General features: G+C 66.9%; 15 protein-coding genes and 1 tRNA gene. 6 read left to right on the forward strand and 10 right to left on the reverse strand.

Features of this window, described 5'->3' with window-relative positions; translation table 11 throughout:
• Positions 1–9: 9 nt before the first annotated feature.
• Positions 10–1,263 carry a DNA polymerase IV gene (locus GQE99_RS02525; protein WP_161350014.1) on the forward strand — a complete coding sequence of 418 codons (1,254 nt, stop codon included), beginning with the start codon at positions 10–12 and terminating at the stop codon, positions 1,261–1,263.
• A gap of 4 nt (positions 1,264–1,267) precedes the next feature.
• On the opposite strand, the gene GQE99_RS02530 is transcribed toward GQE99_RS02525, so the two are convergent.
• Positions 1,268–2,128 carry an N-formylglutamate amidohydrolase gene (locus GQE99_RS02530; RefSeq protein WP_161350015.1) on the reverse strand — a complete coding sequence of 287 codons (861 nt, stop codon included), beginning with the start codon at positions 2,126–2,128 and terminating at the stop codon, positions 1,268–1,270.
• Positions 2,129–2,276: 148 nt separating this feature from the next.
• On the opposite strand from GQE99_RS02530, the gene GQE99_RS02535 reads away from it, so the two are divergent.
• The 3 genes from GQE99_RS02535 (at position 2,277) to GQE99_RS02545 (ending at position 4,418) form a co-directional block, all read left to right on the forward strand.
• Positions 2,277–2,351: transfer RNA gene (locus GQE99_RS02535), tRNA-Val, on the forward strand.
• Positions 2,352–2,419: 68 nt separating this feature from the next.
• Positions 2,420–2,545 (forward strand): type B 50S ribosomal protein L36, encoded by a 126-nt coding sequence (gene ykgO, locus GQE99_RS02540; RefSeq protein WP_005850168.1) that lies wholly within the window; start codon positions 2,420–2,422, stop codon positions 2,543–2,545.
• Between the two features lie 175 nt (positions 2,546–2,720).
• Positions 2,721–4,418 (forward strand): PHA/PHB synthase family protein, encoded by a 1,698-nt coding sequence (locus GQE99_RS02545; RefSeq protein WP_161350016.1) that lies wholly within the window; start codon positions 2,721–2,723, stop codon positions 4,416–4,418.
• Positions 4,419–4,589: 171 nt separating this feature from the next.
• On the opposite strand, the gene GQE99_RS02550 is transcribed toward GQE99_RS02545, so the two are convergent.
• The 9 genes from GQE99_RS02550 to GQE99_RS02590 form a co-directional block, all read right to left on the reverse strand.
• Entirely contained in the window at positions 4,590–6,239 is a 1,650-nt protein-coding gene (locus GQE99_RS02550; protein WP_161350017.1) for a peptidoglycan-binding protein, read from the reverse strand.
• Positions 6,240–6,343: 104 nt separating this feature from the next.
• Complete coding sequence (locus tag GQE99_RS02555) at positions 6,344–7,564, reverse strand: phenylacetate--CoA ligase family protein (RefSeq protein WP_161350018.1); 1,221 nt, start codon at positions 7,562–7,564, stop codon at positions 6,344–6,346.
• A gap of 144 nt (positions 7,565–7,708) precedes the next feature.
• Positions 7,709–8,536, reverse strand: coding sequence for an ABC transporter ATP-binding protein (locus GQE99_RS02560; RefSeq protein ID WP_161350019.1), 828 nt, complete (start codon positions 8,534–8,536; stop codon positions 7,709–7,711).
• Between the two features lie 64 nt (positions 8,537–8,600).
• Complete coding sequence (locus tag GQE99_RS02565) at positions 8,601–9,884, reverse strand: ABC transporter substrate-binding protein (RefSeq protein ID WP_161350020.1); 1,284 nt, start codon at positions 9,882–9,884, stop codon at positions 8,601–8,603.
• Positions 9,885–9,957: 73 nt separating this feature from the next.
• A complete protein-coding gene (locus GQE99_RS02570; protein ID WP_161350021.1) occupies positions 9,958–11,034 on the reverse strand; it encodes a branched-chain amino acid ABC transporter permease in 1,077 nt (358 codons plus the stop codon).
• On the reverse strand, positions 11,034–11,276 hold the full coding sequence (locus GQE99_RS02575; RefSeq protein ID WP_161350022.1) for a hypothetical protein: 243 nt from the start codon (positions 11,274–11,276) through the stop codon (positions 11,034–11,036). Before GQE99_RS02575 ends, GQE99_RS02570 begins: the two co-directional genes overlap by 1 nt.
• Positions 11,277–11,278: 2 nt before the next feature.
• Positions 11,279–12,265 carry a branched-chain amino acid ABC transporter permease gene (locus GQE99_RS02580; RefSeq protein ID WP_161350023.1) on the reverse strand — a complete coding sequence of 329 codons (987 nt, stop codon included), beginning with the start codon at positions 12,263–12,265 and terminating at the stop codon, positions 11,279–11,281.
• Between the two features lie 65 nt (positions 12,266–12,330).
• Complete coding sequence (locus GQE99_RS02585) at positions 12,331–13,152, reverse strand: ABC transporter ATP-binding protein (protein ID WP_161350024.1); 822 nt, start codon at positions 13,150–13,152, stop codon at positions 12,331–12,333.
• A 103-nt stretch (positions 13,153–13,255) separates the two neighbouring features.
• Positions 13,256–15,232: an AMP-binding protein gene (locus GQE99_RS02590; RefSeq protein ID WP_161350025.1), complete on the reverse strand. Its 1,977-nt coding sequence runs from the start codon at positions 15,230–15,232 to the stop codon at positions 13,256–13,258.
• Between the two features lie 199 nt (positions 15,233–15,431).
• Here GQE99_RS02590 and GQE99_RS02595 point away from each other — a divergent pair, with 199 nt between their 5' ends.
• Together GQE99_RS02595 and GQE99_RS02600 are read left to right on the forward strand one after the other, a co-directional pair.
• Positions 15,432–17,360: a PAS-domain containing protein gene (locus GQE99_RS02595; protein ID WP_328794032.1), complete on the forward strand. Its 1,929-nt coding sequence runs from the start codon at positions 15,432–15,434 to the stop codon at positions 17,358–17,360.
• Positions 17,357–18,061 carry a response regulator transcription factor gene (locus GQE99_RS02600; RefSeq protein ID WP_161350026.1) on the forward strand — a complete coding sequence of 235 codons (705 nt, stop codon included), beginning with the start codon at positions 17,357–17,359 and terminating at the stop codon, positions 18,059–18,061. The genes GQE99_RS02595 and GQE99_RS02600 overlap by 4 nt, the downstream gene beginning before the upstream one ends.
• Positions 18,062–18,099 lie beyond the last annotated feature (38 nt).

An 18,099-nucleotide genomic window follows, 5' to 3' on the forward strand; every position in this document is an offset into this window, starting at 1 on the left:
ATTGCGGGCATGCCCGCGCTGTGCCGAGATTGCCTGACCACCTTCGAGCAGGGGGACCGTTGCCCCGCCTGCCGGTCGCCGCGCGTGCTGTCGCACCCGGAGCTCTTCGACCTCTCCATCGCGCACATGGATTGCGACGCCTTCTATGCCAGCGTGGAGAAACGCGACAACCCGGAGCTCGCGGGCAAGCCGGTGATCATCGGCGGCGGCAAGCGCGGCGTGGTCTCGACCGCCTGCTACATCGCGCGCATCCGAGGCGTGCGCTCCGCGATGCCCATGTTCAAAGCGCTGGAGCTCTGCCCCGACGCGGTGGTGATCAAACCGCGCGGCAGCCACTACGCGGCGATTTCGAAACAGATCCGCGCGATGATGGACGAGCTCACCCCGGCGGTCGAACCGCTGTCGCTGGACGAGGCGTTCCTGGACATGACCGGAACCGAACGCCTGCACGGTCAGCCGCCCGCCGTGATGCTCGCCCGGCTCGTCAAGCGGATGCAGGATGAACTGGGGCTGACCGGGTCGATCGGGCTCAGCCACAACAAGTTCCTGGCCAAGGTGGCCTCCGACCTCGACAAGCCGCGCGGATTTTCCGTGATCGGGCGGGATGAAACGGCGGACTTCCTGGCCGGCAAACCCGTTCGGATGATCTGGGGGGTGGGCGACGCGGCCCAGGCCAACCTCGATCGCGCGGGAATCCGCACCTTCACGGACCTGCGCCGGTGGGACAAGCAGGCCCTGATCGATCGATTCGGCGGCATGGGCGAAAGACTCTGGCACCTCGCGCGCGGCGAGGATTTCCGCCGCATCTCGCCCAATGCCCCGGTAAAGTCGATCTCGAACGAAACGACGTTCTTCGAGGACACCGCGGACCCCGACCTGCTCGACGGCCACCTCTGGCGCCTGTCCGAAAAGGTGGCCGACCGAGCCAAGGCCAAGGGGCGCGCGGGCCGGGTGGTGACGCTCAAGCTCAAGCGGGCCGATTTCCGGCTGATCACCCGGCGCGTGAGCCTGCCCGACACCACGCAGAGCGCCGACCGCATCTATCGCACCGCGCGCGGGCTTTTCGACCGGGTCGCGGGCCAGGGGCCGTTCCGGCTGATCGGCGTCGGGATTTCAGAAATCTCGGGGGCCGAGGGGGCGGACAGCGCGGGCGATCTGCTCGACCCGCAGGCCGCGCAGCGCCGGGCGGCGGAAAAGGCGACCGACGCGATCCGGGCGCGGTTCGGGGACGGGGCGATCCTGAAGGGGCGGTCGATCCGCTGACGCCCTACTCGGCGGCGAGCGGCAGGTCCTTTGGACGGCCCAACTCGGCGATCCGCGCGACCACGCGATCCATCGCCTGCTGCATCGAGGTGAAATTGCCGTTCGGCACCATCTTCGCTTCGTTCATGTAGAGCGAGCGGTCGATCTCGATCTGCACCGCGTGCCGGGCACGGGCAGGCCGGCCGTAGTGCTGCGTGGTATAGGCGCCGGCGAAGGGCGTGTTGCGCCCGACCTTGAAGCCCTCTTCGCGGAAGGCGAGCTCGATCTCGTCCACGATCCCCGGCGCGGCGCTTGCCCCGAACCGGTCGCCCAGGACGATCTCGGGCTTTTCGCGCCGTCCCCGGCACAGGCTCTCGATCGCCTCGTGCGGCATCGAGTGGCAGTCCACCAGGATCGCCTGCCCGAAAAGCCGGTGTGATTCGTCCATCAGCGTCTTGAGCCGCGCGTGGTAGGGATGCCAATGCGCCTTGAGCCGCGCTTCGGCCTCGGCCAACGGAATCTTGCCGCGATAGATCTGGCGCCCGCCCGCGACCACGCGGGGAATCACGCCCAGCCCGGAGGCGACGCGGGGATTGTGCGTCCCCTTCTCCACTCCCCGGATCAGGGCGGGGTCGAGCTCTTCGCACCCCCGGTTCACGTCGACGAAGGCGCGCGGCACCAAGAGGCTCAGAAGCGGCGCACCGTGGGCGGGTGCCGAGCCGAAAAGCTCGTCCACGAAGGCATCTTCGGAGGACCGGATGGTGCGCGCGTCGAGCACCGTGCGCCTCAGGAAGCCCCAGCCGTAGTCGGTCCCGGAGTGCGGCGAGGCGAACACGGCCGAGGTCGACCGGAGGCTGGGATATTCAACGTGATGCGACGGACTCATGTGCTCTCCTGGAGCCCCAGCATAGACCGATCCACCACATGCCCAAAAGCCCCTTGCAAGGTCCTTCGACTCCTTTTATAGACCAGCGGACCGACGCGGGATTTCCCGCGTCTCGTTGTTTGGGTTCACCCCCGGACGTGAAAATTCAGGGCGATTAGCTCAGCGGTAGAGCACTTCGTTGACATCGAAGGGGTCACTGGTTCAATCCCAGTATCGCCCACCATGAACCGCCTTGGAAACGAGGCATGAACACAAAGGCGCGACCAGCGCCGCGAAATGAGGAGAAGGACCATGAAAGTCCGCAACTCGCTCCGCTCGCTGAAGAACCGGCACCGGGATTGCCGTGTCGTGCGCCGCAAAGGCCGCGTCTACGTGATCAACAAGACCCAGCGTCGCTTCAAGGCCCGTCAGGGCTGATCGGCCAGCAGGCTTACGTTTTAGGAAAAGGCCGTCGGCATCGCCCGGCGGCCTTTTTCTTTGTATTCTCGGCACCGGCGGTTATCGGCCGATCGCGACGATCTGAAGCAGGCTGAACGACGCGTCAGCGCCACATCCCGGCGCTAGACTGCCGCCAAAATGCGAGTCGACAGAGATGACCCAGGATCAACACCCCTACGAGAACCTCGACCGGATGAGCCGGGCCTTCGTCGCCCGCCTGACCGGCGGCCAGTCCCCCAACGCGCCGGTCGCGGCCTTCGCCAACTGGGCCGGCCACCTCGCCCGCGCGCCGGGCCGGCAGCTGGAGCTGGCCGGCGACATCGGGCAGGCGGCCCTGCGGGCCACGGCCGGGGTTCTGGGCGGCGCCGGGTTCGAACCGGAGCCGGGCGATCACCGCTTCGAGCATGACGGGTGGGCACTGCCGCCCTTCAACATGCTCAAACAGGCGCAGCTCGCGACCGAGGCGGTCTGGAACGCCGCCACCGAGCCGACGCGCGGCGCCGATCCGGCCGCCGCCCGACGGGTGCGCTTCCTGGGCAAGCAATGGCTCGACGCCCTGTCGCCTTCCACCATACCGGTGACGAATCCCGAAGTGGTCGAAGCGACGGTGAAGACGGGGGGTGGCAACCTTGTCGCCGGGGCCAGGCACCTGCGCGAGGACATGACCCGCCTGGCGCGCGGCGAGCGGCCGGAAACCGATTACGTCGTCGGTGAAAACATCGCCTGCACCCCGGACAAGGTCGTCTTCCGAAATCACCTGTTCGAGTTGATCCAGTACGCGCCCGCCACCGGCACCGTCCACCCGGAGCCGATCCTGGTCGTCCCCGCCTGGATCATGAAATACTACATCCTGGATCTCAGCCCGGACAACTCGATGATCCGTTACCTGGTGGCGCAGGGCTTCACGGTTTTCGCGATCTCCTGGATCAACCCGGGGCGCGAGCTCGCCGACACCTCGCTGGACGATTACCGCCATGACGGGGTGATGGCCGCGCTGGACGTTATCAGCCAGATCATCCCCGACCGGCAGATCCACGCGGTCGGCTATTGCCTGGGCGGCACGATCCTGTCGATCGCGGCGGCCACGATGGCGCGCGACGGTGACGACCGGCTGGCGAGCATCTCGCTCCTGGCCGCGCAGACGGATTTCTCCGAGGCGGGCGAGCTCCTGCTCTTCGTCGACGAAAGCCAGGTGTCGTTCCTCGAAGACATGATGTGGGACCGCGGCATCCTCGATTCAGCGCAGATGGCCGCCTCGTTCCAGGCGCTGCGCGACCGCGACCTGATCTGGGGCCGCATGCTGAGCCGGTACTGGCTGGGCGAAGAGATGCCGGACGCCGACATGCTGAGCTGGAACGCCGACGCGACGCGAATGCCGGGTCGGATGCACTCGGAATACCTGCGCGGGCTGTTCTTGGAAAACAGGCTCACCGCCGGGCGGTTCGCGGTGGACGGCAAGGTGATCGCGCTGCGCGACATCAAGGCGCCGATCTTCGCCGTCGGGACCGAGAAGGACCACATCGCGCCGTGGCATTCCGTCTACAAGGTGAAGCTCTTCACCGACGGCGATCTGCACTTCGCGCTGACCTCGGGCGGGCACAACGGCGGCATCGTCTCGCCCCCCGGCAAGCGGCGCCATTACCGGCTGGGGCACCGGACGCCGGAAGCCTTCTACATGGACCCGGAAACATGGTTCGCCGAGCACGATCCGATCGAGGGCAGCTGGTGGGAGCCATGGACGGCCTGGCTGGTCGAGCGGTCCGGCCCGAACCGGGTCGCCCCGCCCGGGATCGGCCGCCCGGGGCACCCGCCGCTGGGCGACGCGCCGGGAACCTACGTGCTTATGGCGTAAGGCCCGCGGGCGCGCCAAGGCCGTCAACCTTCGCGTGACGAAGTCCCGCCGCAGGGCGGCCAACCCCTTGGCCTGAAACAAGAACCACTTTTCCGGTTTTCCGGAAAAGTGGTTTTCGGAAATCAGCGGAAAAACGGAGGGGGCACCGGGAGCGTGCCCGGCGCCCGCCCCTCAGAACGCGGCCAGAAGGCGCACCATCGTCTGCTGGGTCACGAAGCCGGTCACCGGGATATCGCGCGAATTCTGGAAACGCCGGATCGCGCGCCGCGTCTCACGGGTGAAGTTGCCATCCACGGACCCGGGGTCGAAGCCCAGCGTCGCCAGCCGCGTCTCGACCAGCAGCCGGGTCACCGGGTTCCCCGCCACGCGGCCTTCCTCGTCACGCGCCACGGCGTTGCGGTTCTCGCGATCCTCGGCGTCGCGCATCTCGGCCAGCCGGGCGCGCGCCTCTTCGGCGAACAGACCGTCCGGGTAGCGGTCGAGGTAGACCCGGTAGCTTTCCGCCCGGTCCTCGGCGCGCACGTCATCCCACAGGTCACGTTCGGCGGCCTGCGCCTGCCGGCGCTTGCGGGCCTCGATCTCTTCGAGCCGCGCGGTCGCCACGTCCGAGAAAAGTCCGTCCGGATACCGGTCGAGATAGGCGCGCAGCGCGGCCTCGTCCCGCCCCTGTCCGAGCTCGTTCCAGTACCGTCGATCCTGGCGCTCCTGTTCGGCCTGCCGCCGTTCGGCCTCGGCTTCCAGCTCGGCAGCGCGCGCGTCGGCGGCGCGGGTCATCTCGGCCAGCATTTCGCGCGAAAGGTAACCCGTAACCTCGTAGCCGTTGGCGGATTGGTAGGAGCGGATGGCCGATCGCGTGGCGGGCCCGAAGATCCCGTCGATGCCGCGCGGATCGTGGCCCAAAAGCGCGAGGTTGCGTTGCACCTGCCGGCGCGCGGCACGGTTCAGCCCCAGCGCGGCCTCGGCCGCCTCGACCTGGTTGACCGCGTCGTCCTCGATCCGGTTCAGCACGGCACGCGCGTCGTCCGCGTGTTCGCCGTCCGGGAAATACTCGAGGTAGAGGTCATACCCCTCGCCCGTCTCCATCGTCTGCGCGACGATCCAGAACGCCTCGTCGGCCGAGGGCTGGCCTTGCTCGATCACGAGCGGCGCATCCCCCTCGGCGGGCAGGAAGGGCACCACGTCCGACACGAAGCCCGTTGCACTGACCCCGCGTGGCGCGCCGTCAAGTCCACGGCCCAGCGGCAGGCCCGGCACCAGCACCACCTCGTTGGCGACGCGGATCAGCCGGTCGACCGGGCCGGTGAGGATCGTGACGCCCTGCGGCGCGGTCAGCTCGAACGACGCCGAAAGCCCGGTCCCGGCCACGTCGTCATCCGACGGCGCGTTCATCAGCACCGCTTGTCCCTGGTAGCGCGCCAGCAGGTCGAGGATCGGGCCGATGGCCAGCCCCTCGCCCGCGACCGACACGGCGTTCGGGTCATCGGCCTCGTGGGTGAGAAGGTAGGAATCGCGCGGGCCGCCGACCATGTGACCGGCGAGGTAGACCAGCACCCGGTCGGCATCCTCGGCGTCGTCACCGAATTCCTCGACCGCCTCGCGGACGTCGCGGGCGTTCTGATCCAGCGAAGAGGTCACGGAGAACCCGCTGTCCTCGAGCCGTTGGGCCAGCGTCACGGCCTGGGCCGCGCCCGGCACGTCGGGCAGGTTCTCGTATTCGCTCTGCACGATGATGAGGGCCGCGTCCTGCGCGGCAACGGCGTGAGGCAGCGTCGTCAGAAGGGCGGAACTGGCCGCGAGCGCGGCATAGGCTGTGAATCGCATCGATCTTTCCATCCGTCGTTTGTGCGTTGGATACCAGATTGGGGACCCGCCCCCCGTTATCCAATATCAACGGACGGTTATGCGATAAGTTCCGCGTCCGCCCGTCAGTCGTAGCTGCGGATATCCTCGATCACCTTGCCGTCGTTGGGCAACTGCCCGGGCGGCACGATTTCGATCTGGCCCTTGAGCTTGAGGATCTCGCTGATCGTGCGGCCATAGGCGTCGGCGTCGCCACCGGTGGTCTCGACCTTCACGGTCATCACGTCCGCCTCGCCCTCGCGGCTCGCCACGACGCGGGCGCGCGCGATCTCGGGGTGCTTGGCGACGAAATCCGCGACCTGCTCGGGGCGCACGAACATGCCCTTGATCTTGGTGGTCTGGTCGGCCCGGCCCATCCAGCCCTTGATCCGCGTGTTCGTGCGGCCGCAGGGGCTCTGGCCTTCCATCACGGCCGACAGGTCGCCAGTGGCGAAGCGGATCAGCGGATAGTCGGGGTTGAGCGTGGTCACGACCACTTCGCCCACCTCGCCCGGGGCGACCGGGTCCCCGGTGCCGGGGCGCACGATCTCGACGATCACGCCCTCGTCCACGATCATACCCTCCTGGGCCGGCGTTTCGTAGGCGATGTTGCCGAGGTCCGCCGTGGCATAGTTCTGAAGGCAGGTGATGCCGCGGTCCGCGTACGCCTGACGAAGCGACGGGAACAGGGCGCCGCCGCCCACCGTGGCCTTGGTGATGGAGAGCTCGGTCCCCATCTCGTCGGCCTTGTCGAGGATGACCTTCAGGAAGTCCGGCGTGCCCGCGTAGGCAGTCGTGCCGATATCGGCTGCCGCGCGCACCTGGAGCTCGGTCTGTCCCACCCCGGCGGGCACGACAGCGGCCCCGACGGCACGCGCGCCGTTCTCGAAGATCATGCCGGCGGGCGTGAGGTGGTAGGAAAAGCAGTTCTGCACGATGTCGCCCTTGCCGACGCCGGCGGCGTGCAGGAAACGCCCGATCCGCCACCAGTCGTCACCGATCCCGCCCGGCTCGTAGATCGGGCCGGGGCTCTGGAAGATGTGGCCGAATTCATGCGCCGGGCGCGCCGCGAAGCCGCCCAACGGGCTCACTGCTGCCTGAGCCTTGCCGATCTCGGACTTGCGCAGCACCGGCAGCGCGGCCAGCGCCTCGATCGAGGTGACGGCGGCGGCGTCGACCCCGTCCAGCAGCCCGGCGTATCCCGGCAGACCCTGCGCCCGTGCGATCTGCTTGGGCAGCGCACGCGACAGGTCGTCGGTGCGTTCATCGGCCGAGCGGGTTTCCAGATCATCGAAGTAATCAGACATGGCGGGACCTCATGGCGTTGGAGCAGCCAGCCGGATGGGCCGCGCCCCGAAAGCGTGTCGTTGGAGATGTCGTCCCCGCGTTCGCGGGGCGGGAACGGTGGTGGCCGCGACCTGCGCAGGCTCTGTCCGCGCGGATCGCTGCCATCATGCGAGCCAGCGTTTGCGGCGACGGTAGGAGCGCACGTCGCGGAAGCTCTTGCGCCCCTCGTCGGACATGCCGAGGTAGAATTCCTTGACGTCCGGGTTCTCGCGCAGGTCCGCGGCGGGGCCGTCCATCACGATACGCCCGGATTCCAGGATGTAGCCGTAATGGGCGAAGCGCAGCGCCACGTTGGTGTTCTGTTCGGCCAGCAGGAAGGTGTAGCCCTCGCTCTCGTTGAGGTTCTTCACGATCTCGAAGATCTGCTCCACCAGCTGCGGCGCCAGGCCCATCGAGGGCTCGTCGAGCAGGATCGTCTCGGGCCGCGACATCAGCGCCCGGCCGATCGCGACCATCTGCTGCTCGCCGCCGGACGTGTAGCCGGCCTGGCTCTTGCGCCGTTCCTTCAGGCGCGGGAAATACTCGTAGACCATGTTCAGGTCGGCATCGATGTCACCCCGGCTGGCCCGGCGGGTATAGGCGCCGGTGAGCAGGTTCTCTTCCACCGTGAGGTGCTCGAAGCAGTGGCGCCCTTCCATCACCTGCACCACGCCCTTCTGGACGAGGTCGGCGGGGGTCATGCCCTGCACGCGCTCACCGCGGTAGATGATCGAGCCCTTCGTCACCTCGCCGCGCTCGGAGCGCAGGAGGTTGGAGATCGCCTTGAGCGTGGTGGTCTTGCCGGCCCCGTTGCCGCCGAGCAGCGCCGTGATGCCGCCCTTCGGCACGCCGAGGCTCACCCCCTTCAGCACCAGGATCACGTGATTGTAGATCACCTCGATATTGTTGACCTCGAGAACGGTCTCGACCTCGGTCTTGGCGGTGTCCAGCATGGCGATATCCGTGTGTTCGTCGTGAAGCCCCGGCCCACGTTGTGCGGGCCGGGGCGAAAAGGGCTTAGTTGCAGCCCGGTTCGATTCCGCTCTCTTCGGCGAAGGCCATCGAGTCTTCCTCGATCAGCGGCTGGAGCACCTCGAGATCCGACTGCATGTAGTCGGTGATCAGGCTCCATTCGCCGGCCGACGCGTCCCACTGGGCCACGGCCGCGTAGCCGTTGCCGCCGTGGTTCTCGCAGGTGACCTCGAATTCCGGACCGAAGTTCGGCAGGCCCAGGTCGGCCATCTTCTCTTCGGTGATGACGAGGTTCTCCATGCCGTCACGCATCTGTTCGGGCGTGATCGCAGCGGTGTCGTGCATCTCCTGCGCCGTCTTGGCCGCTTCGGCGGCGAGCATGGCGGCGTAGAGGCCCCGGTTGTAGAGCGCGGTGCCGATCTGGTCACCCGCACCGGCGGCAAGGCCGGCGTCCACGACATACTTCTGGATGTCGTCGAAGACCGGGTAGTCGCTGCCCACGTTGTGGAAGGTCAGCGCCTTGTAACCGTCAGCCTCTTCACCGGCCGGCAGCACGTCGTTCTCCGAACCCGACCACCAGATGCCGATGAAGTTTTCCATCGGGAACCGGATGTTGACGGCTTCCTGGATCGCGACCTGGTTCATCACGCCCCAGCCCCACATGATCACGTAGTCCGGACGGTCCCGGCGAATCTGCAGCCACTGCGACTTCTGTTCCTGGCCCGGGTGGTCCACCGGCAGGGTGGTCAGCTCGTAGCCATGCTTTTCCGACAGCTCTTCGAGCGTGCGGATCGGTTCCTTGCCGTAGGCCGAGTTGTGGTAGACCAGCGCGATCTTCTTGCCTTCGAGCGATCCGTCGTTCTCGTTCAGGAGATACTTGATCGCGACCGAGGCACCGTCCCAGTAGTTGGCGGGATAGTTGAAGATGTAGCGGAACACTTCGCCGTTCTTGGCGGAGGTCCGGCCGTAACCCATCGAGTGCACCGGGATGTTGTCCGCGGTCGCCTTGGGGATCAGCTGGTAGGTGATGCCGGTCGAGAGCGGCTGGTAGACGAGGCTGCCTTCACCCTTGGTGGATTCGTAGCATTCCACGCCCTTCTCGGTGTTATAGCCGGTCTCGCATTCGATCATGTTGATCTTTTCGCCGCCGATGCCGCCGTCACGCTCGTTGAGAAGCGTGAAGTAGTCGGCGTACCCGTCCGCGAACGGAATACCGTTGGCCGCGTAGGGCCCCGTCCGGTAGCTCAGCGAGGGAAAGGTCAGTTCGGCCAGTGCCGGGGACGCTGCGATCGCGGCGCCCAGGGCAAGTGTTGTCAGTTTCAATTTCATCGGGTGTCTCCTCCCTTGGTTGATTCCGATGCGTCTGTCCCGGGGTTTTCCCCCGTTCTGGTTGGGCCCCGCCCTAGTGCGGGAAGGGCCAAAGCCTGAGTTTCTCCTTCACCGTGCGCCACAGCGCGGCAAGGCCATGGGGTTCCACGATCAGGAAGAACAGGATGAGCCCGCCGACGATCATGAACTCCAGATGCGCGGCCAGGTCGGTGGCCCATCCGAGCCCGCCGACGAGCGTGTTCTTGAGAAGGACAGGCATCAGGACCATGAAGGCCGCGCCCGCGAAACTGCCGAAGATCGACCCCAGCCCGCCGATGATGATCATGAACAGGACGAGGAAGGACTTCTGGATACCGAACGCCTCGCCCACCTCGACCGCGCCGAGATAGACCGAGAAGAACAGGGCGCCCGCGACGCCCACGAAGAACGAAGAGACGGCAAAAGCCGAAAGCTTGGCGCGCAGCGGGTTCACCCCGATGATCTCGGCGGCGATGTCCATGTCGCGGATCGCCATCCATTTGCGCCCCGTGGCGCCACGCGTGAGATTGCGCACGACCCAGGCCGACAGGAACACGAACACTAGGCAGAAGAGGTAGGTCGCCCAGGCTTCGGTCTCGGGACCCGTCACCTTCATGCCGAACACCGACCGCTCCGGCGCGTTGATCTGGCCCGAGGCGGAGTAGTTGTAGAACCACGGCACCCGGTTGAAGAGCCACACGAGGAAGAACTGCGCGGCAAGCGTGGCCACCGCCAGGTAGAAGCCCTTGATCCGCAAGCTCGGCAGGCCGAAGAGCAGGCCCACGAGCGCGGTCACGGCACCGGCGAGAATGATGTGGAAGAAGATGTTCACGTCGGGAAAGGACGTCATGAGCTTGTAGCAGGCATAGGCCCCCACCGCCATGAAGCCCCCGGTGCCCAGGCTCACCTGCCCGGCGTAGCCCACCAGCACGTTCAGCCCCAGCGCCGCGATCGCGTAGATCAGGAAGGGCAGCAGGACCGCGTTGAGCCAGTAGTCGTTGATCACGAACGGCACGATCACCAATGCCACGGCGATCAGCACGTAGTAGGCGGTTCGATCGAACCGGATCGGGAAGGTCTGGCTGTCGTCCCGGTAGGATGTCTTGAAATCCCCGGCCTCGCGATAAAGCATCAGGCGGTCTCCCCTTGGGTCTTGATGTGTTCAGGCACGCGGTTGGCGGGCCGTGCGTATCCGGTCACTTCGGTGTGGCGCACCAGCCGGAACCAGCAGACGAGCCCGGTGGCGGCGCAGAGGGCGGCAAGGATCTCGGCCACGGCCGTCTCCCCGCCTACCGGTCCCGACAGGGCCAGGTATCCGAAGGCCCAGAAGCCGGCCCATGCGACGGTGTTGGTGATTGCGATGAACTTGGCCATTGCTACACCCTCTCGATGATCTTCTCGCCGAACAGGCCCTGCGGCCGGAAGACGAGGAAGAGAAGGGCGAGCACGTAGGCGAACCAGTTCTCGGTCGCACCGCCCACGAGCGGGCCGATCAGGAATTCGAAGAGCTTCTCGCCCACCCCGATGATCAGGCCGCCGACGATGGCGCCCGGGATCGAGGTGAAGCCGCCCAGCATCAGGACCGGAAGGGCCTTCAGCGCGATCAGCGACAGCGAGAACTGCACGCCCGACTTCGACCCCCACATGATCCCGGCGACCAGCGCCACGAACCCGGCGATCGACCAGACCAGCACCCAGATGAAGCGCAGGCTGATGCCCACCGACAGCGCGGCCTGGTGGTCGTCGGCCACGGCGCGCAGCGCGCGGCCCTGTTTCGAGTATTGCGAGAACAAGGTGAGCGACACCACGAGGATCACCGCCACGATGGTCGCCGCGATATCGAGGTTGTCGATGAAGAACCCGTAACCGAACCAATTGTAGGTGGTTTCGTCGATGGTCTCGTTGATGCCCTGCGGAAGGCCGACATCGAGGTTCTTGATGTCCGCTCCCCACATCAGGTCGCCGAAGCCCTCCATGAAGTAGGCCAGCCCGATGGTCGCCATGAACAGGATGATGCCCGGCTGATTGACCAGGTGTCGCAGAACGTATCGCTCCACGATCCAGGCGAAGAGGACCATGACGGCGGCGGTCAGAAGGATCGCGAGCACGGCAGGCACGTGCCAGCCGAAGTGATGCACGTCGGTCCCGAAGATCGCGTTGATCAGGTGCGAGAACGGAACCTGCCCGTCCTGGATGCCCACCAGCGTCAAGGCGGCGAAGAGCGCCATGACGCCCTGGGCGTAGTTGAAGATGCCCGAGGCCTTGAAGATCAGGACGAAACCCAGGGCCACGAGGGCATAGAGCACCCCGGCCATGAGGCCGTTGAGCGTGACCTCGATCGCGAAAAGAAGCTGATCAGGCATGCGTGCCCTCCCCCATCATGTGCACGGCCACGTGCGTGGAACGAGACGTTGTGTTGCGGGTCGGCTCAGTCATGGGCCACCCCCAGGTAGGCGTCGATGACCGCCTGGTTGCCGCGCACCTCGTCCGGTGTGCCGTCCCCGATCTTCTTGCCGTAATCCATCACGACCACGCGGTCGGACAGGTCCATGACCACGCCCATGTCGTGCTCGATCAGCGCGATGGTGGTGCCGAACTCGTCGTTCACGTCGAGGATGAAGCGCGACATGTCTTCCTTCTCCTCCACGTTCATGCCCGCCATCGGTTCGTCCAGAAGCAGGAGCTTGGGCTCCGCGGCCAGCGCGCGGGCGAGCTCGACCCGTTTCTTGAGACCGTAGGGCAGCCGGCCGACCGGCGTCTTGCGGATGTTCTGGATTTCCAGGAAGTCGATGATCTTCTCGACCTGCTCACGGTGCTCGATCTCTTCGCGCTCCGCGCGGCCGAACCAGAGCGCCTGGCTCGCCAGTCCCGTCTTCATCTTCGTGAGTCGGCCGGTCATGATGTTGTCGAGCACGCTCATCCCGTCGAAGAGCGCGATGTTCTGGAATGTCCGGGCGATGCCCTGGCCCGCCACCTCGTAGGGTTTCATCTGCGGGCGCTTGGACCCGCGGAACCAGACCTCGCCCTCCTGGGGCACGTAGAACCCCGAGATCACGTTCAACATCGACGATTTGCCGGCGCCGTTCGGGCCGATGATCGCGCGGATCTCGCCTTCACGGATGTCGAAGGAAATGTCCTTGATGGCAACGACGCCGCCGAAGCGCAGGGTGATGTTCTTCATCTCCATCACGACGCCGCCGATGGTGCGGCCATCCGGCGTCACGTAGCTGTCCGGGCTCATGTCGTTCATGCCTGCCCTCCCAGGTCGTGCGCGCTGGCGCGCGCGCATGTCTGGCCCGGTCCCGCCTTCGGCGGGCACGGGCGGTGTGCGTATTTGGTGAAAGATGAAAGGATCATTCCGCGGCGATCCCCTGCTTGGGCGCCACCGGCACGACCTTGGCGTCGCGGATCTCCAGCGTCGCCGTGATCTTGCCCTTGCGGCCGTCCTCGTAGGTCACCTCGGTCTCGGTGTATTGCTCGGTCTTGCCGGAATACATCGCTTCGACCAGCTCGCCGAACTTGTCGGAGATCACGCCGCGCCGCACCTTCCGCGTGCGCGTCATCTCGCCATCGTCCGCGTCGAGCTCCTTGTGGAGCACGAGGAAGCGGTGAACCTGGCAGGCCGACAGCATGTCGTCCTGGGCGATGCTTTCGTTCACCTCCTCCACGTGGCTCTGGATCATGTCCATGACCTGCGGATGACCCGCGAGCTCCTGGTACGAGGCGTAGGAGATGTTGTTGCGCTCGGCCCAGTTGCCCACCGCGTTGAGGTCGATGTTGATGAAGGCGGTGCACATGTCGCGGCCCGCGCCGAACACCACGGCCTCGAGGATGTTGGGGTAGAACTTGAGCTTGTTCTCCACGTACTTGGGCGCGAACATCGACCCGTCGGCCATCTTGCCCACGTCCTTGGCGCGGTCGATGATGCGCAGGTGGCCCGTGTCCGGCTCGATGAAGCCCGCGTCGCCGGTCGCCACCCACCCCTCGGGATCCTTGGTCGAGGCGGTGCTTTCCGGGTTCTTGTAGTATTCCACGAAGGTGCCCGGGCTGCGGTAGTAGACCTCGCCCCCCTCGTCGATCCGGAGTTCGACGCCCGGGGCCGGCACGCCCACCGTGTCGGGGCGCACTTCGCCGTCCGGCTGCACGGTGATGAACACCGTCGCCTCGGTCTGGCCGTAGAGCTGTTTCAGGTTGATGCCGAGCGAACGGTAGAAGTCGAAGATCTCCGGCCCGATCGCCTCGCCGGCCGTGTAGCCGACGCGCACGCGGCTGAAGCCCAGCGTGTTCTTGAGCGGACCGTAGACGAAGAGGTTGCCCAGCCAGTAGGCGAAGCGGTCGCGGCCCGAAACGGGCTTACCGTCGAGGATCGCGGGGCCCACCCGGCGCGCGACCTCCATGTAATGGTCGAACATGCGCTTCTTGATGCGCCCGGCGTCCTCCATCCGGATCATCACCGTGGTCAGCAGGTTCTCGAACACGCGCGGCGGGGCGAAGAAGTAGGTCGGCCCGATTTCGCGCAGGTCGGTCATCATCGTGTGCTCGTCTTCCGGGCAGTTCACGCAGAACCCGGCCCAGTAGGCCTGCCCGAGCGAGAAGATGAAGTCCCCGACCCAGGCCATCGGCAGGTAGGCGAGGATGTCCTCGTCGGGGCCGAGGTGGTCGAACTCGACCGAGTTCTTGGCGCTCTCGATCACGTTGCGGTTCGACAGCACCACGCCCTTGGGCTTGCCGGTGGTGCCTGAGGTGTAGAGCATCACGCAGGTGGAATCGTAGTCGAGCTCGGCCACCCGCGCGGCCATCTCGCCCTCGAGCCGGCTGTGCCCGGCGCGCCCCTCGGCCTGAACCTCGTCGTACCAGTGAAGGTGCGCGTGGTCGTATTTGCGCATGCCGCGCTTGTCGACGTAGATGACGTGTTCGATCGTGTGCAGCCGTTCCTGCGCCTCGATCACCTTGTCGACCTGTTCCTGGTCCCCGCAGACGACGAAGCGCGCGCCGCAGTGGTCGAGCACGAATTCCATCTCCTCCGCGCCGGCGTCCTGGTAGAGCGGCACGGGCACCGCACCGCATTTCTGCGCCGCGACCATCGACCAGTAATGCGACGGGCGGTTGCGCCCGATGATGGCGACCCGGTCACCGCGTTCGATCCCCAGCGCGAGCAGACCCATGGCGAGCGCGTCGATTTCCTCGGCGGTCTCGGCCCAGGTCCAGCTCTGCCAGATCCCGAATTCCTTCTCGCGATAGGCGGGGCGACCGCCGAATTCCTTCACGTTCCGGGCCAAAAGCGCCGGAACGGAGGACAGACCGCCGGTCGCGGTTTGATCCTGTGCCAAATTGTCTCCTCCCGCACCGACCCTCCCCGGCCGGCGTCTGCGTCGACCGACCCCGGGGTCAGCCAGACAAGCATTTGTGAAACAGGGTTCCACGTCAAACGTTTCGGCAGTTTTTCCGAATTGTAACGAATTCTTTCAGCGGGTCCGCAACCGGCACCGGGGACTTCCCGACCCGGCCCGGGGGTGCTAGCGAAGTGGGGTGGGAGGAGCCGCTCTGGACCTGAAAATCACCGATATCGCCGCCCTCACGCAGGCGGGGCTCAACCTGATCCAGCAGGCGCTGTCGATCTACGACGACGACCTGCGCTTCGTCGTGGGCAATCGCACCTTCCAGGACATGTTCGGCCTGCCCGACCGGCTCGTCACCCAGGGCGCGCGGTTCGAGGACACGATCCGGTTCCTGGTGGAGAGCGGGGAATACGGCGCGGTCGACGATCCGGAGCAGTTCGTGCGCGACCGGGTCGAGCAGGCGAAGGCGTTCGAGCCGCATTACATGGAGCGCACGCGGGCCAACGGCCGGACGATCTCGGTCGAGGGTTCGCCGTTGCCCCAGGGCGGCTGGGTCACGGTCTATACCGACATCACCGCGATCAAGCGGCAGGAGGCCATGCTGCGCTCGCGCTCCGAGGAGCTGTCGGACAAGCTCCTCGCCCATGCCGAGGAGCTGTCCCAGACCAACCGCGCGCTCGCCGCGACCAACGCCGCGCTGGAAGAGGCCAAGCGCCAGCTCACCGAAATGGAGCGCCGCGCCCGCGTCACCGCCGAAATGATGCCCGCCCACATCGCCCGGATCGGGCGCGACTGGCGCTATTCCTATTCCAACCGGCAGCTGGCCGCGATCCTGCCCGACAGCCCGCGCAACATCGTCGGGCTTCACGCCCGCGACGCGCTGGGGGACGAGGCGTTCGAACGGATCACCCCGCATCTCGAGCGCGGCTTCGACGGCGAGGCGAGCGTTCTGGAATTCGCCCACGAGGGGTCCGGGCGACGGGTGCGCGTGGCCTTCACGCCGGACGTCGACCAGGACGGTGCGGTGAGCGGGATCTACATCCTGTCGACGGACGTGACGGAAGAAGCACAGGCGCGCGCGGCGTTGACCCAGACCCGCAAGCGGGAACTGGCGGCACAGCTCACCTCGGGGCTGGCGCATGATTTCTCGAACCTGTTGACCATCATCCTCGGGCTGCAGGCGCGGCTGGGGCAGATGGACCTGCCCGAGGACGCCGGGCAACTGGTCGGGGCGACCGCCGGCGCGGCGCGGCGCGGCGGCGCGCTGCTGGACCGAATCGCATCCCTGTCCGGGTCGCGCGAGGTTCGGCCCGAGGCCGTGGACGTGGCGCGGCTCCTGGGCGACATCGTGACGCTCGCGCGCCCCACGCTGCACGCCGATCACGTGATCGAGACGAAGGTGGAGGGGCTCGAGGCGCCCGTGCTCCTGGATGCCGGCGGCACGCAGGACGCGCTGCTGAACCTCGTCCTGAACGCCCGCGACGCGCTGGGACCCGGGCCGGGGCGGATCACGCTGACCGCGCGGCCCGTGGCCGAGACCTGGATCGAGTTCGCGGTGGACGACACCGGGCCGGGGTTCAGCGACGCGGCGCTGGAACACGCGCTCGACGCGTTCTTCACCACGAAGGGCGGCGAAGGCTCGGGACTGGGGCTCGCGATGGTCTACGACCACGCGAAGATGTCCGGCGGACACGTGCGCATCGGCAACCGCGCGGACGGGGCGCGGGTCACGATGCGCCTGCCGCTGCGCGCGGTCGACGAGGGGCATGATCCGCGCTTCGTGCTGCTGGTCGAGGACCACGACGACATACGCGCCTCGGTGCGCGAGATGCTCATGGCGCTGGGGCACAAGGTGATCGAGGCGGCAAGCGCGGAGGAGGCGCTGGAGCTGGCCGGGATCGAGGGGATCGGGCTGGTGCTGTCCGACATCATGCTGGGCCCGGGCCTGACCGGTGACGCGCTGGCCGGCGAGCTGGCCGGGGCCGGATTGGACGCCCCCGTGCTCCTGATGTCGTCCCTGCCCGCCGACGACCCCCGCCGGGCCGGGCGCGCCGTGCTTTCGAAACCCTTCACGCAGGGCCAGCTTGCGGCCTTTCTCGATGCGGAGCTGCCACGATGAGCCAGCCGCTGGTCGCGATTCTCGACGACGAACCGGAAATTCGGAACATGCTGAGCGACGCGTTGGGCGAGGCGGGCTTTCGCACCGTGAGCTTCGGGCGCGCCACGGAATTCGAGGCCGCGTTGCGCAAGACCGCGCCCGATGTCTGCCTCGTCGATCTCGGCCTGCCGGACCGCGACGGGCTGACGCTCGTGCACCGGCTGGCGCTGGAATCCGGGGCCGCGATCATCATCATCTCGGGCCGGGCGCAGGTGCAGGACCGGGTGACGGGTCTGGAACTCGGGGCGGATGACTACATCATCAAGCCCTTCGAGCCGGCCGAGGTCGTGGCCCGTGTGCGCGCCCGGGTGCGCGACGCCCGCCCCGCGGCGACCGGGGGGGCCAGCACCGCGCAATTCGCCGGTTGGACCGCGCATTTCGACCGCTACGTGCTCGAGGATGCCGAGGGGCGCGAGACGTCGTTCTCCCACGCCGAGGGCGAGGTGCTCCGCTTGTTCCTCGAGGCGCCCAAGCGCCTGATCAATCGCACGCAGATGCAGGAGGCGCTGGGCGGCGCGGCGGGCGAAAGCTTCGATCGTGCGATGGATGTGCGCATCTCGCGCCTGCGTACGAAGCTGGGCGAGGACCCGAAGAACCCCAAGCTGATCAAGACGATCTACGGAGCCGGCTACATCTTCCTCGGCGACGTCACGTGGCGCTAGGTCTTTCCCCTGTCATGTTCCCGGGGTAGCACGCCCGG

Origin of the sequence: Maritimibacter harenae, from assembly GCF_009882975.1 — a bacterium.
GTDB classification, from domain to species: domain Bacteria; phylum Pseudomonadota; class Alphaproteobacteria; order Rhodobacterales; family Rhodobacteraceae; genus Maritimibacter; species Maritimibacter harenae.